Annotated in this window: 22 protein-coding genes; 16 read left to right on the top strand and 6 right to left on the bottom strand. The window is 60.4% G+C overall.

Annotated elements, in window-relative coordinates; translation table 11 throughout:
- Positions 1–2: 2 nt before the first annotated feature.
- Positions 3–185 (top strand): hypothetical protein, encoded by a 183-nt coding sequence (locus LDL32_RS00705; protein WP_233063733.1) that lies wholly within the window; start codon positions 3–5, stop codon positions 183–185.
- A gap of 306 nt (positions 186–491) precedes the next feature.
- Here LDL32_RS00705 and LDL32_RS00710 read toward each other — a convergent pair whose 3' ends face one another.
- Positions 492–971 (bottom strand): lipocalin-like domain-containing protein, encoded by a 480-nt coding sequence (locus LDL32_RS00710; protein ID WP_233063736.1) that lies wholly within the window; start codon positions 969–971, stop codon positions 492–494.
- A 166-nt stretch (positions 972–1137) separates the two neighbouring features.
- Between LDL32_RS00710 and LDL32_RS00715 the strand changes: the two genes are divergently transcribed.
- Positions 1138–2058, top strand: a complete 921-nt coding sequence (locus LDL32_RS00715; RefSeq protein ID WP_233063739.1) for a LysR family transcriptional regulator — start codon at positions 1138–1140, stop codon at positions 2056–2058.
- A gap of 444 nt (positions 2059–2502) precedes the next feature.
- On the opposite strand, the gene LDL32_RS00720 is transcribed toward LDL32_RS00715, so the two are convergent.
- On the bottom strand, positions 2503–2664 hold the full coding sequence (locus LDL32_RS00720) for a hypothetical protein (protein ID WP_233063762.1): 162 nt from the start codon (positions 2662–2664) through the stop codon (positions 2503–2505).
- Positions 2665–2985: 321 nt separating this feature from the next.
- On the opposite strand from LDL32_RS00720, the gene LDL32_RS00725 reads away from it, so the two are divergent.
- From LDL32_RS00725 to LDL32_RS00735, 3 genes are all read left to right on the top strand, one after another.
- A complete protein-coding gene (locus tag LDL32_RS00725) occupies positions 2986–3816 on the top strand; it encodes an IS5 family transposase (RefSeq protein ID WP_233043143.1) in 831 nt (276 codons plus the stop codon).
- 64 nt (positions 3817–3880) lie between these two features.
- Positions 3881–4735, top strand: a complete 855-nt coding sequence (locus tag LDL32_RS00730) for a transporter (RefSeq protein WP_370636728.1) — start codon at positions 3881–3883, stop codon at positions 4733–4735.
- A 431-nt stretch (positions 4736–5166) separates the two neighbouring features.
- A complete protein-coding gene (locus tag LDL32_RS00735; protein ID WP_233063767.1) occupies positions 5167–6102 on the top strand; it encodes a DMT family transporter in 936 nt (311 codons plus the stop codon).
- Positions 6103–6145: 43 nt separating this feature from the next.
- On the opposite strand, the gene LDL32_RS00740 is transcribed toward LDL32_RS00735, so the two are convergent.
- A complete protein-coding gene (locus LDL32_RS00740) occupies positions 6146–6940 on the bottom strand; it encodes a family 1 encapsulin nanocompartment shell protein (protein ID WP_233063789.1) in 795 nt (264 codons plus the stop codon).
- A 1-nt stretch (position 6941) separates the two neighbouring features.
- Positions 6942–7979 carry a Dyp-type peroxidase gene (locus tag LDL32_RS00745; protein ID WP_233063791.1) on the bottom strand — a complete coding sequence of 346 codons (1038 nt, stop codon included), beginning with the start codon at positions 7977–7979 and terminating at the stop codon, positions 6942–6944.
- A gap of 695 nt (positions 7980–8674) precedes the next feature.
- Here LDL32_RS00745 and LDL32_RS00750 point away from each other — a divergent pair.
- Positions 8675–10180, top strand: coding sequence for an aspartate ammonia-lyase (locus LDL32_RS00750; protein WP_255673753.1), 1506 nt, complete (start codon positions 8675–8677; stop codon positions 10178–10180).
- Positions 10181–11321: 1141 nt separating this feature from the next.
- The gene (locus LDL32_RS00755) at positions 11322–12218 is read left to right on the top strand and encodes a fructose bisphosphate aldolase (protein ID WP_233063794.1); all 897 of its coding nucleotides are present in this window, start codon (positions 11322–11324) and stop codon (positions 12216–12218) included.
- 178 nt (positions 12219–12396) lie between these two features.
- Here the strand turns inward: LDL32_RS00755 and LDL32_RS00760 are convergent, their stop codons facing one another.
- Positions 12397–13005 carry a hypothetical protein gene (locus LDL32_RS00760; RefSeq protein ID WP_233063798.1) on the bottom strand — a complete coding sequence of 203 codons (609 nt, stop codon included), beginning with the start codon at positions 13003–13005 and terminating at the stop codon, positions 12397–12399.
- Positions 13006–13535: 530 nt separating this feature from the next.
- On the opposite strand from LDL32_RS00760, the gene LDL32_RS00765 reads away from it, so the two are divergent.
- The 3 genes from LDL32_RS00765 (at position 13536) to LDL32_RS00775 (ending at position 16787) form a co-directional block, all read left to right on the top strand.
- The gene (locus tag LDL32_RS00765) at positions 13536–15167 is read left to right on the top strand and encodes a DUF885 family protein (RefSeq protein ID WP_233063801.1); all 1632 of its coding nucleotides are present in this window, start codon (positions 13536–13538) and stop codon (positions 15165–15167) included.
- Between the two features lie 217 nt (positions 15168–15384).
- Positions 15385–15846, top strand: coding sequence for an Lrp/AsnC family transcriptional regulator (locus LDL32_RS00770; protein WP_233063804.1), 462 nt, complete (start codon positions 15385–15387; stop codon positions 15844–15846).
- A 143-nt stretch (positions 15847–15989) separates the two neighbouring features.
- A complete protein-coding gene (locus LDL32_RS00775; protein ID WP_233063807.1) occupies positions 15990–16787 on the top strand; it encodes an alpha/beta fold hydrolase in 798 nt (265 codons plus the stop codon).
- A 19-nt stretch (positions 16788–16806) separates the two neighbouring features.
- Here the strand turns inward: LDL32_RS00775 and tmpT are convergent, their stop codons facing one another.
- Positions 16807–17445: a thiopurine S-methyltransferase gene (gene tmpT, locus LDL32_RS00780; protein WP_233068615.1), complete on the bottom strand. Its 639-nt coding sequence runs from the start codon at positions 17443–17445 to the stop codon at positions 16807–16809.
- A gap of 883 nt (positions 17446–18328) precedes the next feature.
- Between tmpT and LDL32_RS00785 the strand changes: the two genes are divergently transcribed.
- The 6 genes from LDL32_RS00785 to LDL32_RS00810 are packed head-to-tail and all read left to right on the top strand — an operon-like array spanning position 18329 to position 26297.
- Positions 18329–18805: a hypothetical protein gene (locus tag LDL32_RS00785; RefSeq protein ID WP_370636612.1), complete on the top strand. Its 477-nt coding sequence runs from the start codon at positions 18329–18331 to the stop codon at positions 18803–18805.
- Positions 18806–18816: 11 nt separating this feature from the next.
- Positions 18817–20070 carry a TolC family protein gene (locus LDL32_RS00790; RefSeq protein WP_233063811.1) on the top strand — a complete coding sequence of 418 codons (1254 nt, stop codon included), beginning with the start codon at positions 18817–18819 and terminating at the stop codon, positions 20068–20070.
- On the top strand, positions 20067–21218 hold the full coding sequence (locus tag LDL32_RS00795) for an efflux RND transporter periplasmic adaptor subunit (RefSeq protein ID WP_233063818.1): 1152 nt from the start codon (positions 20067–20069) through the stop codon (positions 21216–21218). Before LDL32_RS00790 ends, LDL32_RS00795 begins: the two co-directional genes overlap by 4 nt.
- Positions 21218–24292, top strand: coding sequence for an efflux RND transporter permease subunit (locus LDL32_RS00800; protein WP_233063822.1), 3075 nt, complete (start codon positions 21218–21220; stop codon positions 24290–24292). The genes LDL32_RS00795 and LDL32_RS00800 overlap by 1 nt, the downstream gene beginning before the upstream one ends.
- On the top strand, positions 24292–24963 hold the full coding sequence (locus LDL32_RS00805) for a response regulator transcription factor (RefSeq protein ID WP_233063824.1): 672 nt from the start codon (positions 24292–24294) through the stop codon (positions 24961–24963). Before LDL32_RS00800 ends, LDL32_RS00805 begins: the two co-directional genes overlap by 1 nt.
- A complete protein-coding gene (locus LDL32_RS00810; protein WP_233063827.1) occupies positions 24960–26297 on the top strand; it encodes a HAMP domain-containing sensor histidine kinase in 1338 nt (445 codons plus the stop codon). Before LDL32_RS00805 ends, LDL32_RS00810 begins: the two co-directional genes overlap by 4 nt.
- Positions 26298–26321: the final 24 nt, after the last annotated feature.

Raw genomic sequence — 26321 nt, forward strand, 5'->3', positions numbered from 1 at the left:
GCATGGTCAGCAGGAACCTGACCGATCCAGTCATGAAAATGGATGCGCAGGCTGATTTTACTGGTGGCTCATTCAATACGGTACGGGCCACGGCCTTGTACCAGCGTATGGTCGCGGGCGGCCTGATCATTACAGGTGGCACGTTCATCATCATGGCTTCATGCAACGCGCATTGCGTGACATGATATCCCGCATCTGGCGCGACTATCCACGCAGGTAGGCTACGGCCCGGGGTGACTGCCCGTGTAACGGCACGGCGCACGCTTTGTGCATCCGTGCCTGATGGAGTATTGACGCAAGGCCGGTCGATGGCAGGGCATGAAGCTGGAAGTTGCGGTTCCACCTCCTGCCACGAAATTCGTGCGCCATCGTCCCGTCGTGCTGTGCCTGTCCTTCGGGAATGCCGCGTCTTCTGGCCGTTGCCGGACAGGCACGGCAATGGTGTGGGGACTGGCGGAAAAGGGGTGGTGTAAGGACCCTGCCTTTTTGCGTCAGGCTTCTGGCGCGCGCCGGAAACGGATGATGCTGCGCGACAGGCGTCCCTGCGCCCAGTTGGGCATGTTACGCCATGGGGTCATGACATTGGCGTGCCCGTCACTGACAACAACCGTCCGGCGCTGTTCCGTTCCGACCCATTCAGGCGCCCATGCGGTCTGGACATTCGTGATCCACTGATTGCCCTCGACACGGTAGCGGCCGATATATGCCACCAGCGTCTTCATCAGCCGGGCGCGATCCTCATCATTATGGGCCGGGTGGCGGTGGCTGCCTTCAAGATTGAAGGCGACCCAGCCATCGGGCGTGAACACCACGCGGCCCCGGGGGCTTGGCCCCATTGCCGGGATGAAGGAGCCGGATTCTTTTTCTTCCACCTTGTAGGACACGAGTTCCCATGTCCCGATGAGTTTCTGCCGCAGTTCCTCGCCTTCATGTCCGGCTTTTTCCTGCGGCATGGCCCCCTGAACTGGCATTCGTATGTCTCCATATGCTGCTACGTGGCACCGCTGCATATGCGTTTGCGGTGCCTGTTGATGGTAACATGCCGTTTACCTGGATAGTTCGGTAGTAACCTGTAAGGAAAAATAATATTACGATAAACGCAAAAATAGGATATGCAGGCAGGGGGAGATACCGCGTTTGTCACATGACGAGATTGGAGACCTGCGTTTTTTCAGCGCCCTGGTGGATGCAGGCAGCCTGACGGCGGGTGCGCGAAGTCTTGGCACATCGCCTGCCGCCGTGTCGCGGCGGCTTGCCCGTATCGAGGCAAGGCTGGGCAGTACGCTCGTCATCCGCAATACGCGGCATTTTGGGCTGAGTGAAACGGGGCGGCTGTATTATGAGCGCGGCCTGTCCATCGTGGCCGATATCGACCATCTGGAGGAGGAAATCTCCTCATCGACCCGCGCGCCAAGGGGAACCCTTGGTATCGGTGCGCCTGTGGAATTGGGGCGCAGGCAGATCGCGCCCTTTATTGAAGCCTTCAGCGCACGCCATCCACAACTGAACATCAACCTGGCCCTGGCTTCCGAAGGGGTGTACGATTTCAGTGATTCACTTGATGTCGTACTCAGGCTGGGGCTGCCCGATACGCCCGGTGCCGTGGTCACCCGTCTGGCTTCGACCATGCGGGTGCTGTGTGCTTCTCCCGCCTATATCGCGCGGCGTTCCGTGCCGGCGCATCCGCGTGATCTGGTCCGGCACGACTGTCTATGCCTGCGGCGGAACAAGACCATGGCGCTGCTGAACAGATGGGCCATCGGCAACGAGACGGAGACGGAAGTGGTGACGGTCGAGCCCCGTCTTTCTGCCACCAATGCCGAAATCATTCATGACTGGGCGCTTTCGGGTCAGGGTATCGCCTATAAACTGCTCTGTGATGTGTACCAGGATCTTGAAGAAGGGAAGCTCGTGCGGATATTTCCTGACCTGCAGGGCGAAAAAATCGATCTGTACGCGGTGGTGCCCGGCCGCCAGCATACACGGGCCAGCGTGCGAGCATTTGTGAGTGAACTCAGGCCCTATATTCGCACCGCGGGCTTCATGGAACAGGGATAGAACCCGACCAGCGCCAGTGCCGATATGCGGCTGCGCCTGCACAATGACCTGTCCGGGTCGGGCAGGCGGCTTTTTCATGCCGGTGATCTGAACCGACAGCCGTCTTGGCACCATGCATGCCCCATGACAGGGTCAGGGTGCAGGGGGCAGAAATTCCGATCGTTGGTTCATCCGGACAGTCCGGGCAGGATTGAACAGACCGTGCGAAGGCATCGGGGCCGTTCATTACGCGTTTTTGGCATTGCGTGGTGAACGGGACATGAATGGGGGAACCGGGAAGGGGGCCTTTCCACCGATGATGCAGGTCTTCAAAAAGAGGCAAGGCGCTCCGTATGCTGAAAAAACCTTTCCGATATTATCATTCATAATGATAATACAAGCGTATTTTTCCGGCATTTCTCCGTGCCGTACCGGGTAACATTGGGATTGGATTTCTGGTGACCATCACACGCAGGCTCTCGCCGCGTGCCGGGGGGCAGGTGGAATGGGGAACAGGCGGGGCCATGCACGGGGCAGGCCGTTGTCCATGGGCTGTATGCCGGTGGCACGATTGTGACCCGCGATGACATTGTCTTCACGACCGTCATGGCGAATGATGATGTCCATGCCTTGTGGCCGTGCGGCAGACAGGGTTATCCGGACCCTGTCTGCGGGCGATGTGGGGGCATGCCTGTGCCGTTGGCGGTGGAGACAGGTTACGGGTTCAGGTTGCGGCAGGCTGCCATGATGGTCCGGGGCGCCCGAGGCCGCACTCGCATTACTGTTGCTGTGCGCGGTGGCAGGGGTGCGGTCCAATAAATAACAATAACGTGCGGGGAAGTGGCAACGGGCACGAACCTGCGGCCTTCTTAGTGTCTGACCGAAAATGAGTTGAGTGATTTCAGTAGGTTATGATTCATGGGTTTGTGACAACCTGATGAGATCAAAATGGCCTGGACTGAAATCACCCGTGCGCAGTATCGCCGGGACGACCTGGAGTATGCAAGCGACCTGCGGGACAGGGAATGGGCGTTGATAGCGCCGCTGATGCCCGAGAGAAAGCGACTGGGCAGGCCACGGCGCACCGATTTGCGTCGTGTCATGGAGGCGATCCTGTACATTGTTACGACCGGCTGCCAATGGCGCCAATTGCCCCGGCACTTCCCTCCCTTCACGACCGTGCAGGGCTATTTCTACCGTTGGATCCGCGAGGGACGATGGGAAGCCATGAACCATATTCTCGTGATCCTGTCGCGAGAGCAGGACGGGCGTGATGCCACGCCTTCGGTGGGCATTATCGACAGCCAATCGGTTAAAACGGCTGAAAATGGCGGCCCTCGCGGTTATGACGCGGGCAAGAAAATCAAGGGACGCAAGCGGCATATCGCCACCGACACGCTGGGTCATATCATGACTGCCGTCGTACATCCCGCCGACATCCAGGATCGTGACGGGGCATTGATGGTTGCAGCCCGGATCCGTTCGCTGTTCCCCTGGTTGCGGCACCTGATCGCCGACGGCGGCTATGCCGGTGAGAAGCTACGAAACGGGTTGGCGCAAATCGGACAGTGGACGATCGAGATCATCAAGCGCTCCGATCAGGTCAAGGGCTTCGTCGTCCTGCCAAAGCGCTGGATCGTCGAGCGCAGCTTCGCCTGGCTGGGACGTTGCCGCCGCCTCACCAGGGACGTCGAAGCCACAATCTCCTCATCTGAAGCTTGGCTTATGATCGCTCATATCCGCAGAGTGCTGCGGAAAATCAATCAGGTCGCTTTTTGATTCAGACAGTTAGACGGAAGTTTGTCCCATGCGTCTGACAGAAAGATCGGCATGGCTGCATGCCATGCTGTATCTCACCATTCCATCCACAGTAATTTCCTTCGTTCCAGAAGTCCATGCGGCGGATGTGACCCTGGGAATCATCGGGCCGCATGAATATGACCTGCCGGTTGATTTCAAGCCGTTCAATGTGCTTGTGCAGTACGGGGATGGTAATGCCGCCGGACATTCCTATAACAGCCTGGGGCAGCGCAGGCCAACCGGGGGCAGCCATACCTGGTCCGGCATGACGAAATATGTCCATTTTCGCAGTTTTGATGCCATTCCCCATGTAGGCTTTGCCTTTGAACTGATCCAGACAGAAAGCTACAGCCTGGCGGACGGCACGAATTACGGTGGTCTTGGCCCGACCATTGTCGGACCTGCCGCATGGTTCAAACCCAACAGACACAGTACGTTCGGTATCCAGACCTTCATGCAGACAGCGGTGGGCACACGCGAGGCAACATCACCTAATTACTGGTCGAACATCTCCAGCTTCATCTTTGATTATGAATGGAAGTATTTCAGCTTTGATGGTGATGCCGGCACCGTGGCGGGGGCCGCCAGGCATGTAAAGGGTGGCCATGCCTATTCACCGGGCGTGGTATTCTATACCAACCTGCGCTTCAGCTGGAAGGCAACCCGTCTGTTCGAGCCCTTTTTCGCTCTGGACTGGCAGAACGTGAAAGGTACGTATGACCGCACCGCAGGCCAGTATCTGGATGACTCAAACAGTCGTGAGATCACCCTGGGGGCGGGCGCCATGTTCAACATCTCGCAGCATTTGTCCTTCACCACGCGGTATTCGCATTCCGTCGACGGGCGCAATGTGCCCGAAAGCAATGCCTATTATGTGAAATTCGTCTATCTGTGGTAGAATGTGCAAGATGCGCAGAGGGTCTTCCATGCGCAGTGTTCATGCCCGTTTCCGACTGCCATGGCCGCCGGGGCGTTGACGGACGGTGACTGCCTGCGCCCATGGCATGGGCCGACAGTGCAAGATACAGTGGCAGGATGATTCCCTGCGTCAGCATCACGATCGTGCAGGATGTGCCGCTGTCCGGATTCGTCGCATATTCCGGTTATGGCGCAACCTGTCGTATTGACTGATCCGTCCTGCCGCAGGCCTGATCGGGGCGGGAAGGGGCACAATCTCTGGTCAGGACTGTCGGGCCCGGTTTCCCGGCCCGTATGGGGCCGCTGCGACACCGGAGCGGCATGGCGCATAGCAGGCTCTCCCTACCCGCACTGGTTTTTCAGCGTCCATATTTATAATGCCCATTGTGGCCGCGGGTTAGGATGCTGCAGATGAAATGGACCTTTCTTACATCAGGCATGATGCTCGCATTTGCGGCATTTTCATCATTTTCGATCAGTGATGCCTGTTCAAAGCTTCTTGCCGGGCAGCTCGACCCGTTCGAGGTCGCATTTTCCGGTGGTGCCTTCGGTTTTCTGATCATTCCGTTCATCCGCAGGCCAGATGAATCCTATATGGATATCTTTTCCCCCCAACGTCCGCTGATGTGGGGGGTGCGGGCCATGGCCACCTTTGCGGCCACGGCCGCCAGCGTCGAAGCCTTCATGCTCCTGCCCATGCCTGAAGCGCTTTCGCTCATGTTCCTCATGCCGCTGTTCGTCACCATACTTTCCGTAACCCTGCTGAGAGAGAAAGTGTCGGCCTGGTCTTGGCTGTCCGTCATCCTCGGTTTCATGGGGGTACTGATTGTCCTGCGGCCGGGCATGCGGGCGCTGCAGTTCGGGCATCTGTGTGCCCTTGTTGCGGCAATCGCAAGTGCGGTGGGGGTGATTGCCTACCGGCTTGCCGGTGATGATACGCCCCGGCTTTCCCTGTTCGGCTCCAGCCTGTTCGGTCCACTGGTCGGGGATGGTGTGCTCATGCTCGCGCATGCCCACTGGCCGCATGGTGTCAGGACATGGGTGTTCCTGTTCGGATACGGTTTCCTGGCGGCGCTGGGGCAGCTGCTCATGATGATGGCAACCGCCCGCGCCCCGGCCAACCGGGTTGCCCTGCCGCAATACAGCCAGATGATCTGGGCCGTGGCCTTCAGCTATTTCCTTTTTCACCAGCCGTTGGATGGCTGGACCTTTGTCGGTATTGTCGTGGTGACCCTGTCAGGCATGCTGGGCTGGCTGCACCAGCGCATCCATTACGAACGTCTGGCGCTGGAGGCGCGGCGCGCGGCAAGACGGCACCCGATCCAGTACAGTCCCCGGGCGGGATGAAAGGCTGGTCATCCCGCCCGAAGGTAATGCGTAACCGGGGCGGTCAGCCAATGGCGACCACGGCCTCACCAGTCAGGACGCGGAACACGAAGCTTTCCTGCAGGTAAAGTTCTACCGTATCGGCTGTATGCCCCAGATAGCCGATCGAGAAATCCTGCCCGATATCAAGGGCAAGATCACCGCCGCGCATGGATACGACAAATGCGCCCTCGATTGCGGGCGCCCATATGATGTTTCCGTCAATCATGCTTTCGATATGCTTGCGGACCGGATAGCCATCATCGTCCCCTCCGCTCAGGGCCAGATAGGCCTGTGCCCCCAGCACGATGGAATAGGGGCCGTTTACACCCGCCAGGCGCAGCGCATTGAGGGCATCGGCCATGACATGGGGGTAATCCCTGGCCGTGGCGGGCAGCTTGAAATGCGTGTTGGACGTTCCCTGTAAAAGCCCGCGCATGCCTGCCGCAGCATAACCGTTGAAGATGGTCCGGTCTTCTGCAAAGGCGATCTTTTTTGCAGCGTCCTTGACCGGTTGCCAGTCGGAATCAAGGGATCCCCGTTCAACGGCATCGATTTCCTCACGCGACAGGGTGAAGGGAACGCGCAGTTCAACCAGCGGCAGCACCTCACGGCGGACCGCACGAATGCCATCCTGGGGGGCATCGATGGGGGTGGCACGACCGGAACCGACCCCGGCGAAGGCCGTGCCCTTTGGCTCCGAAGTATCAACCACGCGCCGACCCGCCAGATGGCGGCGGATGGTGCGCGTGGCCTCATTTTCAATTTCCGCCCAGGCCGCGGCGGAAACGGGGGCCAGATGTCTGTGAAGATTGTTCATGTCAGGATTCCTTCTTGAGTGATCCGATCCCCAGTGACCCGTCATGCCGGTCTGTGCCGTCGTGTTCCGGCGGGGGTGGTGCGTCCGTCCGGGCGGGCTGTGCTGGCAGGGCTTCAAAATCGGGCGCGTTATCCAGGAAATCGGCCGTGGGAATAAAGAACAGGGCTCCGGCCACCGCCGTGCTGACATCGAGCAGCCTGTCGTAATTACCGGGCGGCTTGCCGACAAACATGTTCTGCAGCATCTGCTCTATTCGTGTGGGCGAGCAGGCATAGCCGATGAAATATGTGCCGAATTCACCGCTGCCCACCCTGCCGAAGGGCATGTTGTCGCGTACGATCTGAAGCTGCTGGCCGTTTTCTTCAATATTGGTCAGTACATTATGGGCATAGCTTGGCTTGGCGGCTTCGGCCAGTTCGATGTCGGATACTTTCCGGCGGCCGATGATGTGTTCCTGCACTTCGGTGGGGATGGTGTCCCATTTCTTCAGGTCATGCAGATATTTCTGTACTATGACATAACTGCCCCCCGCAAAGGGTGCATCTTCCGCGCCGATAAGGGTGGCGTCGCGCGCGGCCTGTCCGGTCGGGTTTTCAGTACCGTCCACGAAGCCCAGCAGGTCACGTGCATCAAAATACTTGAACCCGTGCACCTCATCCACAACATGGGCGACCCCCTCCAGCCGCGAGACGATGTTGGTGGCCAGTTCAAAGCACAGATCCATCTGTGTCGCGCGGATATGGAAAAGCAGGTCCCCCGGGGTGGAGGGGGCATGATGGACGCCATTGATTTCCACAAACGGATGGAGTTCGCGCGGGCGGGGGGCGGCGAACAGGCGGTTCCACGCATCCGAGCCTATGCCGGTCACGCAGCTCAGCCGACCATCGGGCACCCGGAAACCGACAGCACGCTGAAGGGATGAGAGATCTCCCAGCAGATCCCGCACGGTTCCGGCAGCCGCGTTGTCCGGATCCAGTGTCATGATCAGGAAAATGGCGGCCTGGGTCGGTTGCGTATCAACGGGTTGAGGTGTGGCCAACAGACTGAAACTCCCTTTGGATGATACGTGCGTAACACATCATGACATCCAGCATAGGCGGATGGCCGATGGTGACAAGAGAGCCGGCAGGATGAAATGACAGCCACTATCAATAAGACGGGAGCGTTCATAATGGAAATAGATCAGGTCATTTTTTCCGCTTATCCAGCATGGCATGAATTAAAAATAAAAATAGAATAATCTATAATAAATATTCATATTTTCTGGATTTATATTCAATTTTTATTCCATAATCTGCTTGTCTGCAGCAGGGCTTATGACACGCATGAATGAACGGACTGCAATGCAGTCATGCATGGAAGAATTGATCAGGCAGGCAGGATGTTGCGCGGAACCCGCGCTGTCATCATGCCGCTGTGGTGTTGCGGGCCTCTGCTGTCATGGTCGGGCGATATCCACACCCTTCCCGCCATGTGTTCCGGGGTCTTGCCGGTCAAGATGGTGCAGGCCGTGGCGCCTGCTTCGTCCGGTTGATCTGCAAAGCCGCGAACGGGCGGTCTCCGCGGTCCTGAACGCGTATTATGGTGTGACACAAACCGTTTCGGCCGCGACCGGAGACCGCCGGAAATTGCGTGACGTCATGCAGCAATCCCATGGAGACAAAACGCTGCCGCACCGATACGATGGATCGGAGCGATGATCCATCTGCATGATCCCGAAGCCTGGTAGCCAACATGACCGATATGTCCGCCCGCGTTTCCCCCGCCACGATACCACAGCCCGATAATCCGCATGCCCCCCCACGGCACGGGACGGGAAAGCCGGCCCAGCCCGGTCGCACGGAGCGTGACATGCTGGGTGAGGTCACCCTGCCCGCCGGGGCATTGTGGGGCGTTCACACCCAGCGCGCGTGTGAGAATTTTCCCATAAGCGGCACCCCGATCGGCGCATTCGCGGAACTGGTTGACGCACTGGTCATGGTCAAGCGCGCGGCGGCGCGGGCCAACAGGGATCTGGGATACCTGGATGCACAACGCGCGCAAGCGATTGATGCCGCCTGCGGTCGCATACTGGGCAATCCTGCCTATCGCGCGCATTTTGTCGTTGATGCCATGCAGGGTGGGGCGGGTACGTCCACCAACATGAATGCCAATGAAGTCATTGCCAATGTCGCGCTGGAAGTATTGGGAGAGCCCGCCGGCACCTATGCCGTCATTCACCCCAATGACCATGTCAACATGGCGCAGTCGACCAATGATGTCTATCCGACCGCGCTCAGGGTCGGAATATGGCTTGCCACCGGTCCTCTGGTGGAGGCGCTCGAGAAGCTGGCGGACGCCCTGGGTGAAAAAGCGGATGAATTCGCTTCCATTCTCAAGGTGGGGCGCACGCAGTTGCGCGATGCCGTTCCCATGACGCTGGGCCAGGAATTCCACGCATTCCAGACCATGATCAGGACCGAGATCAGGAGCCTGAAGGAGCAGGTGCATGCCTTTGGCCAGATCAACCTGGGGGGAACCGCAATCGGGACGGGGCTGAATACCGACCCGCGTTATGCACCGGTCGCGGTGGCGCATCTGCAGGAACTGACCGGGCTGCCCGTGGCCTGCGCGCCGGATCTGATCGAAGCGACGTCGGATGTTGGTGTTTTTGTCCTCTTTTCAGGCGTGCTGAAGCGGCTGGCGCTCAAGCTTTCCAAGATGTCGAGCGACCTGCGCCTGCTCTCCAGCGGACCGCGCGCGGGGCTGGGCGAAATCACGCTCCCGGCCGTCCAGGCCGGTTCTTCCATCATGCCGGGCAAGGTCAATCCGGTCATACCCGAAGTGGTCAACCAGGTGGCCTATCTTGTGGCGGGGCATGACATGACCATTTCCATGTGCGCCGATGGTGGGCAGCTGCAGCTGAACCCGTTTGAACCGATGATTGCCTACTGCCTGTTTTCGTCCATCAGGACATTGCGGGCCGCGGTCGGGACCCTGTCCACCCGCTGCATTGCGGGCATCACGGCGGATGCGAAGCAGTGCCAGCATCTGTCGGACATCAATATAGGTATTGTGACGGCGCTGGTACCCGTGCTTGGTTATGACAAATGCTCGGCCATCGCCAAACGCGCGCTGGCCGAACAGCGCAAGGTGATTGACCTGATTGTCGAGGAAAATTACCTGTCCCGCGAGGAACTGGCCACGCTGTTGCGCCCCGATGCCCTGACACGACCCAACCTGCATGGCCCGCTGGGCTGAAAAATCAGGTACCGCCCGGTTTCCTGGCCCAATTGCGGGATGTTGCCATGGCATGGTCTTGGGCAGGCTGGCCGGTAAGTCCCGCACGGCTGGGCGCTTCCCCGCCTGCGGAATGATTTCAGGAACGCGGGATCACGTATCTTCGTGTCTGACCGTATGGCGGAGCGGATCAATACGCGACTGGCTGGGTACGGCTGCGTTGTCATGCCAGCCTGTAGAATATGCGGGCCTTCGGCAAATCCCGCTTTGTCATGGGGATCAGCGTTCCTGGCAATGACATTGCGGCCCACCCTAGGTAATCCTGTCGATAACATACAGGACACGGTTACTGTAACAGATCTGCATAAACTTACAGATCGACAAATGTTTGCTCCCGGCGCGGGGCATGCATCCGGGTTTCATGTTCTGCATACATGGCCGGTGTGGAAGCTGACCGCAGATTGTGCCGCAAGGGATTAGCAATGTCGGTGTCGGTCATATGAACTAAAAATATTGTATACCTTTGTCTGGCACCGTTTTTGGTATATGGACAAGTGATAAGAAATATTTTACTTGGTTTATTATTCACATTTATTTAATGATCATATTTTTGGTAATGGATTGACTGTTTGATCCATACGGTCCGCGTTTTCCGGTCCTTGCGCAGACCATGCAGGGGCAGGAATTACCGCTACGCCCGACACAAACCGTATCCCAGATGAACTGGCATGACCATGAATGAAAACAGGCCAGTCCGGTAAGGTTGGAATGTTTTCATTCATGCCGTTCCCGTACTGCATCAGCCAGAAAGGGACGCCATGCGTATACTTACGGATTTGGCACAATCCGGTTGCCTTCATCATGGACTGTAGGCGACAGGACTGATAGCAGCCCTGTCTGTATTGGTACCGGACAGGTCTTGATTGCATCGTGTGAGATTTTGCAAACAGGACGGAATAGGGCAACATGACGGGCATGACGCATCAGGGGCATCCGTATCCCGGGCGCATCAGGCATGACAGGCCGCCCCGGAGAGCGGACCGATTCACGGCATGATGAAATTTTCCGTCGGGAGAAGTTAAAAAATCAGAGGAATGCCACCATATGACACCAGGGTATTCTGATCACGGTCATCAATTACCATGAGGGAGGATAAAGGGTTATGTCGATTGCCCAGATGAAGGAAAACATGTCCGGAAACGCCGGATTCATTGCGGCGCTGGACCAGAGCGGCGGATCGACCCCCGGCGCGCTCAGGCATTATGGAATTCCCGATTCAGCCTACAGCAACGATGCCGAGATGTTCGCGCTCATGCATCAGATGCGTGTCAGGGTCATGACCGCGCCTGCATTTACTGGCAAAAGGATCATTGCCGCCATCCTGTTTGAACAGACGATGAACGGCATGGTCGAGAACGTTCCGACCCCGACCTATCTGTGGAAGGAACGTGGGGTCGTGCCCTTTCTGAAGGTTGACAAGGGGCTGGAAGCCGAAGCGGGTGGCGTGCAGCTGATGAAGCCCATCCCCGGACTGGACATGCTGCTGGAGCATGCGGTCAAGCTGGGCATTTATGGCACCAAGGCCCGTTCCGTCATCCGCCTGCCGGAACAGGCAGGGGTTGCTGCCATCGTTAAACAGCAGTTCGATCTTGCACAGCAGATCGCAGGTCAAGGCCTTGTTCCCATTCTTGAGCCGGAAGTGCTGATCAAGAGCCCTGACAAGGCCGGGGCCGAAGCCCTGCTGCATCAGGAACTCAGGCGCGGGCTGGATGCGCTGCCCGGTGAATATCAGGTCATGATCAAGGTCAGCATTCCCGAAAAGCCCGACCTGTATCTTGATCTGGTCAATCACCCGCGGGTGCAGCGCGTGGTGGCGCTTTCCGGCGGGTATCCGCGCGATGAAGCGTGCAGGCGTCTGGCAGCCAACCATGGCATGATTGCCAGCTTCTCACGCGCACTGCTTGAAGAACTGCGTTACCAGATGACGGATGAGCAGTTCAATGAAGCGCTGGCAGCATCGATAGAGGAAATATACAAGGCATCATCACAAAAAGTGTGATGCAGGCCCTGCTCGTCATGGCGTGACCCGAAAAGGATTTCCGGATGCATCATTCATCCGGAAATCCCTTTACCGGGCATCAAGACCCGGTGCTGCCGGGAGTGCCCGGTCAGCATTGCATGCGGGCGGTCCCGCGCATGGTCATTGGCCGCGGCGTGCAGCCGTCTGTCGGCATGGTCTAGCGGAAGGGATTTTCGGAATAGGAAGGTGAAGAATAGCCTGCCGCAGGCATATGGTAGGCGGGCGGATCATAGTCCGGCGTGGCGGTGTGACCTGTCGTGCCGGTTGTCGCGCCAGCGGGCGCGATACCCTGTTGCGCTGGCGTGGAGCGGGCGGTTACGCCAATGCCGGTGGCAGGATCGATATCATCCGTTGGCACGGCGGCTGCGGGTGCCGCACCCGCGCCCGTGGGGGCGGAATAGGCCGACGGCATACCATTGTAGTCGGCAGGACTGTATCGACCCACGCAGTTCTTGCCCCGTTCGGCAGTATGAAGAGCATCCAGTTCCCCCTTCAGCCGGCCGATATCCTTGTGTTTGTCCCCCCCGATGCTGCCAACCGGCACCCCGATCAGCGCCACGCCCCATTCATCTGACTGGTGCATCCGGCGCTGGTGCTTTTCGGCCGAGGCCAGGTCCTGTGTATCAGCCTGATCCAGCCGGGCCAGCTGTGCACAGCTCTGCTGCAGATAAGGCTCGGGACTGACATATTGCGCCCCTATGTCCGAAGGGTTGGATGCGCATCCGGCCATGGCAAGGACAGCGGAGCACAGGAGTATTTTTTTCATGATTTTCCTGTTACGGCACATATCGTAACGGATTGTAACGTCTCTGGTCTGTCCTGTCCTATACCTAAAATCAGATGGCTGTATTGTGCGGTCATTTGCCAGTATGTTCACCATCGTGTGATTGACTGTTCCGCTGGCATGGTGATCATGAAAGGTGTCGTCTGCCTGCCTGCTTTTTACGCATCGGGGGATGTATCCGGTCGATACAGAAGTCATGCAGACTGCGGGCTGGCAAAATATGCCTGTCACCTGTGCGGCATATCCGGCACCCTGATGGCAGGTCGGCTTCCTGCAGGTCACTTTCTTAAAAAACAGCGGTCCTCATGCCTGGCAGGTGTGCGGATGGGGCCGGATGGGCAGGAAGCGTGATTGACACCCCGGATCGGATGCGGGCAAGCTTTCATGGTGTCTGCGCCTGCCGGGGTGGGTTGAAAAATCACGGCCTGCCACTGAAATCGGGAATGAAAATGCCGCAAAAAACCATGAAGCGCCATAGAATGGCGATGTTGTGTGCTACCGCACTGATTTTGTTGCCATTTCGTAATGATGTGATTCCGGCCGCGCAGGCGGCTGATCCCCGTCTTGTCAGCCTGTTCAGCGACTGGCGCGCTCTGGTCATTCCCGAACGGCGTGACGGTGCACCTGATTTCGGTGCCACGGCCCTGAAGCACAAGAGGCAGGGCCTGAAGCAGTTGCGCAGGCGACTGGCCGCGCTGGACCATGCAGGCTGGACCACGGGGGACGATATTGATGCCCGCCTGATCGAAGCCGAAATGAATGGCCTTGATTTCGACCTGCGCGTGCGCAGGCCCTGGGCACGGGATCCGGGCTATTACGCGACCGTTGTGGCGGAAGAAAGTGATGTCCCGGCGCATGAAGGCCCATTGGCCGAAACAATAGACCTGTTTCGTTACAGCTATCCCCTTTCCCCGGCGGATGCGCGGGGTCTTGCGGCACGGCTGGCAGGCGTGCCGGTCATGCTTGATCGCGCGCGCGGGCTGCTGGCCCGCAGCAATGCCGCCGATCTGTGGCGCTATGGGGACCGCGAATTCTTGCGGCAGAGAAAGGACCTGCAGGCATTGCTGGACGGTACGCTCATGATGCGTACGCTGGAGGGTGAAAAACACGCGACACTGGAGGGGGCAGGCCCCGAAATACGCCATGCGGCCGAGCAGGCGCTGGCAGCCACCAGTGATTTTGCAACCTGGATTGCCCTGCAGGCACCCCACAAGACCGGGCCATCGGGGGTGGGCATAAAAAATTATGACTGGTACATGAAAAACGTGCAGCTTGTTCCCTATACATGGGATGAGCAGGTCGTGCTCCTGCGGCGTGAACTGGAACGGGCACAGGCCTCCCTGCGGCTGGAGGAACTGCATGACCGCGCGCTTCCCCCGCTTGAACCGATCGAGAATCCCGCGGCCTACCGCCAGTTCGCGGTCAGGAAGATGCAGCAGCTGACGGATTTCATTATCAAGGCCGGTTTCGTGCCGGACCAGCCTTATTATCGTGCCGCCATGATGGCGCAGACCCTGGGTTACACGCCCCCGGACCAGCGCAATTTCTTCCTTAAGATAACGGCGCTGGACCCGTGGCCGCTTTATTCGCATGATATCCACTGGACGGAACTGGCGCGGATCAGGGACGACCCTAATTCCGACCCCATCCGCCGTGGCGCGCCGCTGTTCAATATCTACGCCGCACGGTCAGAGGGATATGCCACCGCGTTTGAAGAGATCGTGATGCAGGCGGGTCTGTATGATCATGATCCCCGGGGGCGGGAACTGGTCTGGATCATGCTGGCCAACCGGGCTGCGCGGGGGCTTGCCTCCCTTTACGTGCAGGCGAACCGGATCGATCTGGCCACGGCGGGCAAGATGCATGCGACATGGACCCCACGAGGTTATTCGGACCCCAATAATGCCCTTGTGGGTTTCGAGCAGCTTCTCTATCTGCGCCAGCCGGGATATGGAACCAGTTACGTGACGGGCAAGCTGCAGCTGGACCAGCTGATTGCCCGCCGCGCGCATGAAGCCGAACTGGCGGGCCGTCCGTTTGACCTGCCCGCCACGATGGCGGACATGGCGGGCGTAGGCATCGTGCCATGGTCGCTGGTCGAGGAAGCGCTGCTTCCCCCGGCGGCTCCGGGATCAGCCCCATGAGCGCGGCCCGCAATGCGCATGGACTGTTCCGGAATAACCGGCTGACGGGAATGCAGGTTTCGGGTGCTGCCATATTTTCACGAGCGCCCGCACCGGAACCATCCGTAAACCTGACAGGATGCCGCAAGGACAGACTTCCGGAATGGTGACAGCGAAACATATGGGCCTTGTAAGTTTTTTGGCTTTCCGGGTATTTCATGTGGTTATATGATCCGGCATGGCTCATAAAATGGATAATATTGATCGCTCCATATTGCGCGCCCTGCAAAAGAACGCCGGCCTGTCGCAGCGCGAACTGGCGGACAGGGTGGGGCTGTCACAGAATGCCTGCTGGCGTCGGCTCAATATCCTGCGTGAAAATGGCCTGCTGGGCAGCCATACACTGCGGCTGGATCCCGCCAGCCTCGGGCTGGGGCTGACGGTGTTTGTCATGATCCGTACGCGCCACCATTCACGCGAATGGCTGGAGCAGTTTCATCAGGTGGTGACAGCCATACCGAATGTCATCGATTTCTATCGCGTGGCAGGGGATTACGATTACATGCTCAAGATCATTACACAGGACATGGCGGCGTTCGATGATGTCTATCGGGGGCTGATCAGCCGGGTGGAGCTGGATACCGTGACATCCTACATGGCGATGGAAACGATTGCCGCCAATCGTGACCTGCCTGTCTGATCCATGGAAGGGCCGCATAGGCGGCGCTTCATGTCCCGCCCGCCATGCCTGATGTTTCATGCCCACGGATATATGAAAGGCGCCGCCTGCCCGGACACCGTAAGGTCGGCCATCTATGGTAGGAAAACGGAGCATTTCAGCCCATGCTGCTTAATACGATCGAACTTGGCCCGGAAAATGGCGACCTGTCGCAGCCGCCTGTTGTCTTCCTGCATGGCCTTTTCGGGCGGGCGCGTAATTTCGGCTTTTTCCAGCGCCGCATGGCCGTGACCCGGCGCACCCTTGCGCTGGACCTGCGCAACCATGGCAAAAGCCCGCATGGCATGATGGATTACCCGACACTTGCCATGGATGTGCATGAAACCCTTGTGGCGCATTCTGCCCTTCCTGCCATGGTCATCGGCCATTCCATGGGGGGGAAAACCGCAATGATGCTGGCGCTGCTCTACCCGGCGGCCGTCCAGTCCCTGGTTGTGGCCGATATTGCGCCGGGGGAGGGCGGGTTTGCCCAGTCCCGGCAACTGGCGCGGGACCTCGCGGCCCTGCCGTTGCCCGGTCATCTTGACCGCGCCGGGGCGGATGCATGGCTGGGACAGGTCATTGCCGACAGGCCGGTGCGTGAGCTCATGCTGATGAATCTCGATCTGGGTGAACGACCGCGCTGGAATATCGGCCTTCAGGAGATCGTGGCCTCCATGCCTGCCATCATCGGCTGGCCGGACATCGCACCGGGCCTGCATTATGATGGTCCCACACTGTTCATCGCAGGCGGGCAGTCGCGCTATATCCAGCCCGACAATTTTCCGGTCATGCGCAGGCTTTTTCCCCATTACCGGCTTGATGTCATCAAGGATGCCGGACACTGGGTGCATGCCCAGGCCCCCGATGCGTTTCTGGCGCTGGTAAACGATTTCGCCACGACGACGCGTGGCGGGGCATGATCCCGCGACCATGCGGCGGTCAGGCCGGGCGCAGCAGCCATACCGCTTCCGTCGCCGGGCATGTGCCCTTCAGCCCGCCCGGGACCGCCACCCTTTCAACGCAGGCCGGGATGAAGCTCTTGCCGTAAAGCTGCCTGACCTCGGCCGCATCAACACTGAAGGGCGGCCCGGCCCGGCAGGACTGGTCATATTCCACACAGACCAGCAACTGCGGGGCTACATGGGTAAGGGCGGCCAGATGCGCGGCATAGGCGGCCCGCACCGGTGCAGGCAGCGCGATCATTGCGGCGCGGTCGTATACGGCATCGACGCTGCCCGTTTCGCTCGGGTGCAGGTCGAATATGTCGCCCACGAATACACACAGCCCGCCAGCCTCATGGCGCTGCATCCTGCCCTCTGTCACGACGTGAGGCTTCAGGTCCAGTTCGGCAAAAAGCTGTTCTACGGCGATGGGGCTGAGTTCACACCCCACGACCTGGCAACCCTGTGCCAGCAGCCAGTGGATATCGAGGCTTTTCCCGCAGAGCGGCACAAACACCCGCGCGCCCCGTGGCAGGCAGAGTGCGGGGAAATGGCGGACAAGCAGTGCATTGGGCTGTAATTCGTGAAAGCCAATTTCATTACGCTGCCACCTGGTATGCCAGAAGGTGTCGTGCATCGGGTCTGGTTTCATGCCTGTGGTTCTGGCGTGGCACCATGCGCTACCGCCATGTTGTCCGTATCATGCTTTTTCCGGCATGTCGCCCTGTGGGTCGTTACGACAGGGTCTTGCGTCCTGCCTGCGGGGACAGCATGCCTTATCTTCTTGATCTTTCGGCCGACGCAGGTTTCATCCATTCCTGCGGCCGATCTTTCTGCGCTCACAGGTGGAAGGTTCCCGGATTACATTGCGTCCGGAATACGTTCAGTCATGAATCATGCGGTATTATACCGGATACCCGGATACCCGGATACCCGGATACCCGGAAGCCGGACAGGCTGGCGGCTGCCGATGCCCTGCTGTCAGCCCGGTCGGACGATACCCGCTGTCAACTTACCCGGAGTGGATCTGCCAATATTCGGGTCGGCTACAATAAACGTGCGTGACAGCCTGCTGCTCAGCGCAGCCCGGATGGACCGTGTGTTTGAAATCTTTCGTATGCTGCATTGTGCGGTCGGTCTCCGGATACGCGTTTAAAATGCCCGGAGGACCGGCGCAAGACCGTCTGGAATATTTATAAATAAACCTCGCAATATTTGGAATTAATAAAGTAATTTTTACATGCGCGCATAAAAAATATAAAATAAAAATAAATTATTTTTAAATAAATAAATTTACAAGTAATCAAAAATAAAATTTTATAATATGGGCCGAATTAAAGTAAGCAATTAAATATTCCTCTGGAAATACACTCAAATTCCGAAAATGATAATCATTTTCATAATATAAATTCCCTTTGCAGATGGAATGTTCAGGTTCGCGTCAGGTTTCTCTGTTATCAATGGCAAGTCATCGTCGTGATGTCGGAAATTTTGTGTATGACGGGGAACAGACGCGTATAATGCAAAGGATGTTGCGGGACAGTCTGTATACAGCCTGTATTTTCTTTCTGATGGTGTCGACCGCCTGGGCAGACAGCGGGACAGAAGGCATATGCATGACAATCCGGCAGGGCATCCGCCTGCATGTGTACGGCATGTATGGCGGATATCCCCATTCCGTACTGCGTGATGCGGTGCTGCAGGGCGTGGCCTGCCCGTCGGGTGAGGTGGAACTGCATGCGTTCAGCCTGATTGCCGATCCATCACCCCATCTGCACATTACCGTCACGCGACCCATAGGGCAGGGGCAGCAGGGGGCGATTTCCGCCCGGCTGTTCTCGAAGGGACATTTTGTTATCGGGGAGCGCATGCCCTTCTCCCCCCTGGCGCGTTCCCAGTCTCCCTTTTCGGTCACGTCGGACATCAACCTCATGATGGCACGGCTATGGGGCGATCTGGCCGAACGGATCAGCCATGGCGGTCCCGTCATTCCATGATGGCCTGAAGCATGAACCATGCCATGCGTCCCGTGCTGTCGGCCTCCGTGGCCTGCGTCCTGGCATGGGGGACTTTCGCCCGTGCCCAGGTTCCCCGGCCTGGCCCGTCATTCCATGAAGCGGTCGGGATGGCGTGGGCCATCGATCCCATCCGCACCGAACTGCAGGTCGGCCACAATTCCGCCCGTGCCCGCGCCAGGGCTGCGGGGTCATGGTTTGCTGGCGGTCCAACCCTGTCGGGTGAATACATGGATGACCATATGCTGGGCAGTAACGAAGGCTATACGACATATCAGGGCGGGGTATCCGTGCCGCTATGGCTGCCGGGACAGGGAAGCGCCACGCAGCAGGTGGCAAGCGCGGAAGCCGCGTCGATTGATGAACAGCTCAATGTCGAACACATGGCGCTGTCCATCCGGGTGCTTGATGCTGGTGCCGCCGCCCTGATTGCCCGCAGCCGGGTGGATGTGGCCCATGTCCTGTACGATGCGACAGCACGCATGGCCACCAGCGCCACGCGTGCCGTGCATGGTGGCGAACTGGCCTCCACCGATGGGCAGATGGCGCAGGCGGCGATGGAAAATGCCCGCAACGAGCTGGCCCTGGCACAGGAGGAGGCGGAGAATGCCCGCGCCGCGCTGGAGGTGCTGCTGGGGCATCCCGTCATTCCGGATATTGCCCGCTACGGTGGGGCGGACGTCACGCATGCGCGTTTCATCGCTGTGCGTGATATGGAAGAAAACGACCCCCGCATACAGGCCGCGCACCACACTGTTGAAGCGGCCGAAGCCAACATGAAGCTGGCCCGCCGTTCCTTCATGCCCAATCCCGAAATCGGTGTCGATGCGATCCATGAAAAGCAGTACGGCAGCCCGTGGGATGACCGCGTGGGCCTGAATTTCAGCATTCCCCTGCCCAGCGAGGTCCGCAATACCCCGATCATGTCCGAAGCGCGCAACCGGCTGGCTTCGGCCACCAGCCAGGAAACGCAGGCACGACGCATGGTGCATCTGGAAATGATGCGCGTGCGCGAGCGACTGATTGCCGCCACCACGGCGCGGCAGGCCACCCGCACCGCAGCCGAAAACATGGACAGGCGCGCCGAGGCACAGGAGCACGCCTGGCGGTTGGGGGAAGCCAGCCTGGACATGGCGCTTGCCGCCCGGCAGGCGGCGGCCAGTACGCGGCTGGCCTGCGCGCGGGCCGATGTGGAATGGCATGTCGCCAGCATCCGCATGCTGATCGCAACGGGCACCGTGCCATGAAGCGCCTTGCCCTTGCGCTGTTGCTTCTGGGCTCCGGCTGCCTTCCGGCCCGGGCGGAGGAAAGTACGCTGCCCCCGGTCGTGAAGCTGGATGCGGCGGCGGTCGCCAATGAAGGCATCAGTGTGGTCACGGCCATTCCCGGCACCGTTGCGCCGGTGCTGGCGGTCATGAGCCGGGTCATGCCCGATACGACGCGGGTCGTGCACATCCATCCCGCCGGTAGCGGCAAGGTGCTGGCGGTTCTGGTCCAGCCGGGCACGCATGTCGCGCGGGGGCAGGCCCTGCTGCGCTATCAGGACCATTCCCTGCACGTCGCGCGCCTGCAGGCGGCCCAGATGCGCGCGGCACTTACGGCTGCCATGGCGGCCCGGACCGATGCGGCCGGTGCGGTGCAGCGGGCAAAGGCACTGGCGGGCGAGAGCATATCCATGGCCGAACTGCACCGCAGGCAGGATGCGCTGGCGCAGGCGGATGCTACCCTGCGCGCGCGACAGGCGGACATGGACACGCTGGGCCACCGCTTTGCCGAGGAGTTCAATTCATCATCGGAACAGGATAGCCAGGGCGCGGAGGATGAAACCTCCACCCTGATTTCCCCGGTCGATGGCATGGTGCAGGCGATCGGTACATCGGTGGCGGGCGACGTGGACCCGACCATGGACGTGGCCACCGTGGCCGACCTGTCCCGTGTCTGGATCGTATCGGACATCGCGCCCGATCAGGCGGTACGGATCGCACCGGGTGGCCAGCAGGTGACACGGTTGGCTGGTGGCCCGCTGGTATCGCGCATTGACACGGTGGACAGCATGGCCAGCCCGCTGACCGGGCTGGTCCGGGTCATAAGCAGCGTTTCCAACCCGACGGGCCTGCTGGTGCCCGGCATGGTGCTGGATGCGACACTGGCGCAGCGTGACAGCGTGGCGGGCATTGTCGTGCCGTCCGAAGCCATCCAGCGCATTGACGGGCGTAGCATCGTGTTCGTACGGGCAAGCGAGAGCGATTACCGGCCCGTCGTGGCCGATGTGGCGCTGGATGACGGGACGCGCGCGGTCATCCGCTCCGGACTGAAAGGGGGTGAGCCGGTTGTGGGCCACGGCAGCTTCGCCCTGCGTTCGGTCATCGGCCTTGCCGGGATGGATGCGGACTGATGGCGCGCAGGTATCTCGAGGCCCTGCTGCGCGCGCGCATGCTGGTGCTGGGCGGTCTTGGCCTGCTGCTGGCGGCGGGCATCATGGCGGTACTGGGCCTGCCGGTGGAGGCCGTGCCCGATATCTCTCCAAGACAGGTGCTGGTCTCGGTCGTGGCCCCCGGCCTTGCGACGGAGGAGGTGGAGAAGCTCATCACCTTTCCTGTCGAGGCCAGCATGACCGGCATTCCCGGCATGACCGACCTGCGTTCCGTCTCCCGTGGCGGGGTGTCGGTGGTGTATGTGCAGTTTGCCGATGAAACCGACATCAACCTTGACCGCACGCGCGTCAATGAACGTATCCAGCAGGCGCGCGCCAGTATCTCGGTGCCCGGCATTACCGTCAGCATGGGGCCGCTGGCCACCGGCATGGGCGAGATCATGCAGTTCCAGATCCGGGGCGCGGGGCGTTCGCTCATGGATCTCAACCGCATCATGAACTGGACCGTGGTGCCGCAGATGCGCCTCGTGCCCGGCGTGGTGGATGTCAACGTCAATGGCGGGGCGGAGGAAACCTATGAGGTGACACTGGACCCCGCACGGCTGATTGGCAGCAACCTGTGCGTGGGTGAGGTCTATCGCGCGGTCGATGCCGGCAATGGTGCGTCTGGCGGTGGATGGATCACCCACCATGCCGAACAGCAGAGCGTGGTCGGGCGCGGACTGGTGGGCAGCCTTGCGGATTTTGGCAATATTGCCGTGCGGACCAACCCCGATGGGTCCGCCGTGCGGCTGCGTGACCTTGGCCGTGTCAGCACGGGCGCACGCACGCGTCTGGGGGCGGTCACGCGAGACGGGCAGGGCGAGATCGTGATCGGCGTGGTGATGATGGAAAGCGGGGCCAGTTCCAACGCCACGCTGGCCGCGATCAACCGCGCCCTGCCGGGTATCAGGCAGGCGCTGCCCACGGGGGTCACGATCGAACCCTATTACACCCGTGCCACCCTGACCGGGCAGACCATCGCCACCGTGCGCGACAATCTGGTCATGGGGGCGGTGCTGGTGGTGGGCGTGCTGGTGGTGGTGATCGGCAGCTGGCAGGCGGCGCTGGTGATCGCATCGGTCATTCCGGTGGCGCTGGTCTGCGCCATGGCGGGGATGCGGCAGTTCGGCATCTCGGCCAACCTGCTCAGCCTTGGCGCAATCGATTTCGGCATGATCGTCGATGGGTCGCTGGTGGTGATCGAGCATGTGCTCTCCCGGCGCGAGGAAGAGCCGGAGGCGGAATTCATGCCGCTGGTCGTCTCGTCCGTGCAGCAGGTCATGCGCCCGGTAGGCTTCGCCATACTGGTCATCATCATGGTCTACCTTCCCATCCTGACCCTGCAGGGGATCGAGGGGCACATGTTCCGCCCCATGGCGCAGACGGTCATCATGGCGCTGCTGGCGTCACTGGCCTACTGCTTCATCTGCGTGCCGGTTCTGGCGGCCCTGGCACTGGGGGGCGTGCGGCCTGCGGGTGATACGCGGCTGATCGCCTTCATGCGTCGCCCCTATACCCATATGGTGACATGGGGGGAGACGCATCCGCGCATCCTGTTTGGCGGCACGCTGGCGGTGCTGGCCATCTCTGCCGTCCTTGCCGCACGACTGGGGGGTGAATTCATACCCCAGCTTGACGAAGGCGCACTGGCCGTCACCACCACGCGCCTGCCCTCGGCCTCGCTCGGTACGGTGCTGGCGTCGGTAACAAAACAGGAGCAGATCCTGCGCCGCTTTCCCGAAGTGCGCTCTGTGGTCAGCAACACGGGCACGTCGGCCATTCCCACCGACCCGATGGGCGTGAACGAGACCGACAGCTTCATCTTCCTCAACCCGCCCTCCACATGGAAGACCGCCCGTACGCAGGCGGGGCTTGTGGCCGCGATGGACGATACCCTGCGGCGCGAACTGCCCGATGCGCTGTATTCATGGAGCCAGCCGGTGCAGATGCGCATGGACGACCTGCTGTCCGGCGTGCGCACCCAGATTGCCGTCTCGATCTTCGGTAATGACCTGACCACGCTGGCCGATCTGGGCGACCGGGTGGTGGCGGCAATGTCGGGCGTGAAGGGGGCGGCGGACGTGGCGGCTGCGGGGGATGGCACCGTGCCGCTGATCGTGGCCGACATCGACCGCACGCAGGCCGCCAGCCGCAATGTGGCGGTGCAGGACATTCTGGATACGGTGGAAGCCGTGGGCGGGCATATCGGCACAAGGCCGGTGATCGTGGATAACGCCATCATCAGCACGCAGGTGCGTCTGGACCCGCGTGCCGCCCGGTCCGCCACAGCCATTGGCGCGCTGCAGGTCCGGCGCATGGACGGGCAGGGCAGCGTCATGCTGTCGCAGGTTGCGCATGTGCATGAAGTCGATGGCCCGCCGCGCATAAGCCGCGACGGCGTGCGCCGGCGCATGGTGGTGCAGGCCAATGTGCGCGGGCGCGATCTGTCTTCCTATGTGGCCGAAGCACGGGCCCGCGTGGCGCGGGATGTCAAACTGCCCGCAGGCTATACCATGCAGTGGGACGGGCAGTTCCGTAACCTGCAATCGGCGGTACTGCGGCTGGAAATCGTGCTGCCCATCGCCCTTGGCCTGATCTTTGCGCTGCTGGTGGTGGCCTTTGGTGCGGTGCGGCCTGCGCTGCTGGTGTTCGTCAACCTGCCGGTGGCGGCAACCGGCGGCATCGTGGCGCTGACACTGCGCGGCCTGCCGTTCAGCATTTCGGCAGGCATCGGCTTCATCGCGCTGTTCGGGGTGGCGATCCTGAACGGCGTGGTGCTGGTCAGTGAAATCGCAGCCCTGCGGGCACGGGGCATGGCCGTGGCGCAGGCGGCGTTCGCGGCGGCGGAATCCCGTTTCCGTCCCGTCATGGCTACGGCGCTTGTGGCAAGCCTTGGCTTTTTCCCCATGGCGTTTTCCGAAAGTGCCGGCGCGGAAGTCGAGCGCCCGCTGGCCAGCGTGGTGATTGGCGGGCTGGTTACGTCCACATTGCTCACACTTCTGGTGCTGCCATCGCTTTATGCCCGGGTCATGCGAGAGAAGGTTCAGGACTGATGCGTATCCTTATCGTGGAAGATGAACATGACCTTGGGGCGGCAGTGCAGGAACGCGTGCGGCTGGACGGGCATGCGGTGGACTGGTTCACCACACTGGAAGACGCGCGCGCGGCCATGGCCACCGTAAAGTATGATTTCATGCTGCTCGACCTTGGCCTGCCGGATGGCAGCGGGCGCGACCTGCTGCGTGATGTCCGCCGGACATCATCTGACATCGCCATCCTCATCACCACGGCAGAGGACCAGATCAGTGACCGTATCGCGGGGCTGTCCGAAGGGGCGGATGATTATGTCGTCAAGCCCTATGACCTGAATGAACTCGTGGCCCGGATTGCCGCGGTGGCCCGCCGGTATGCATCGCCGCGCAGGCAGGCGCGGTGCCGCGTGGGGGATATTACGATAGACCGGGAAAGCCGGTCCGTATCGCGTAATGACGAACTGCTGGACCTGACCGCGCGGGAATGGAGCATCATGGAACTGCTGTCGCGCAGTCCGGGCCGGATCTATTCGCGCCAGCAGATTGACACCGCGCTGTATGCGCTGGACCGGGACGTGGACAGCAATACCGTCGAGGTTTTCATCAGCCGCCTGCGGCGCAAGGTCGGCAATACGGTCATCCGGACCATACGCGGCCGTGGCTACTGCCTGGATACAAGGGATGGCTCATGAAAAGCTGGAGCCTGTCCACCCGGATCATCAGCAGTGTACTCATGGTCGTTATAATGGGGCTGCTGATCCTCAGTGTCGCGGTAGGCGGATTTACCCGCTACGAGGTAACGGAACGGCTGGACAACTCGCTTCAGGAAGTTTCCGAGCGCCTGCAGACGGCGGTGGAGACACGACTGCATGATCCGGGGGCGGCATCATCCATCGCCTGGCTGCCGGAGGTCGGGCCACGCACCCTGGCCTATCAGATCGTGGATGTAACCGGGCATGTCGTGCTGCGTTCCCAGAATGCCCCGCAGGATGCATTCGTGCGCGCGTGGCGGACCGGGTTTGCCGATGTTCCGCATTTTCGCGTTTATGTCGCGGCGCCCGTGGCGGAGAGATACCGTGTCCTTGTGGGGGAACCCACTTTCCACCGGCGTGAGGCCGTCCGGCGCGCGATGCTGATGTCTGTCGTGCCCATGCTGCTTTTCATGCCGGTGATCTGGTGGCTGGTACGCCTGATCGTGCGGCGCGCCCTGCGCCCGCTGGACCTGCTGCATGACGAGATGCGCGCACGTGGCAGCGGCAACCTTCAGCCCATTCCCCCCCTTGATCTCCCTGACGAACTAGTCTCCATCCAGCGCTCGATCAATACGCTGTTGGCGCGGTTGGAGGCAGCGCTCTCTACCGAGCGCGCCTTTGCCGCAAGCGCTGCGCATGAACTGCGTAACCCGCTTGGAGCCCTTCTGGCGCAGGTACAGATGCTGGGCCGACTGATGCCGGCGGCTTCGGATACGGGCCGGCGGGTGGAGCTCATTGCCGACCGGACCCGCAGGCTGGGCCGCACGGTGGAAAAACTGCTGCAGTTTTCCCGCGCCTCGTCCGGCGTCGCTTTCCGGCGCGACCGTTTCGACCTGATGACCGTAGTGCATGTCCTTGTCGATGATCTTGGGCATAATCCGTGTGACGGGCAGGGCATTGTCATCGCGCCAGACGGGATTCACCACATATTCGTCCATGGCGACATGGATGCGACAGGCATCATGCTGCGCAACCTGCTTGAAAACGCCCTGCTGCATGGCGGCGACAGCGTACCCGTGCGGGTGGTCATCCTGCCCGATGGCGGCATTGACATTACCAATGACTGCCCCGCGCTGCCGCCCGGCGTGCTGGCGCGCCTGACCAGTCCGTTCGTGCGCGGTAGCAGCGCAACACGCGGCAGCGGCCTTGGGCTGGCCATTGCCAGCAACATCGCAGCACAGATGGATGTCATCGTGCGCCTGCGTTCCCCCTTGGCCGGGTCGGAGCGGGGATTTGGCGTGTGCGTCACCTTTCCCGCGCCTGAGGTCGCATGATGATCCTGTGGCGATGGGAAAAAA

This window comes from Komagataeibacter sp. FNDCF1, from assembly GCF_021295335.1.
GTDB lineage: Bacteria > Pseudomonadota > Alphaproteobacteria > Acetobacterales > Acetobacteraceae > Komagataeibacter.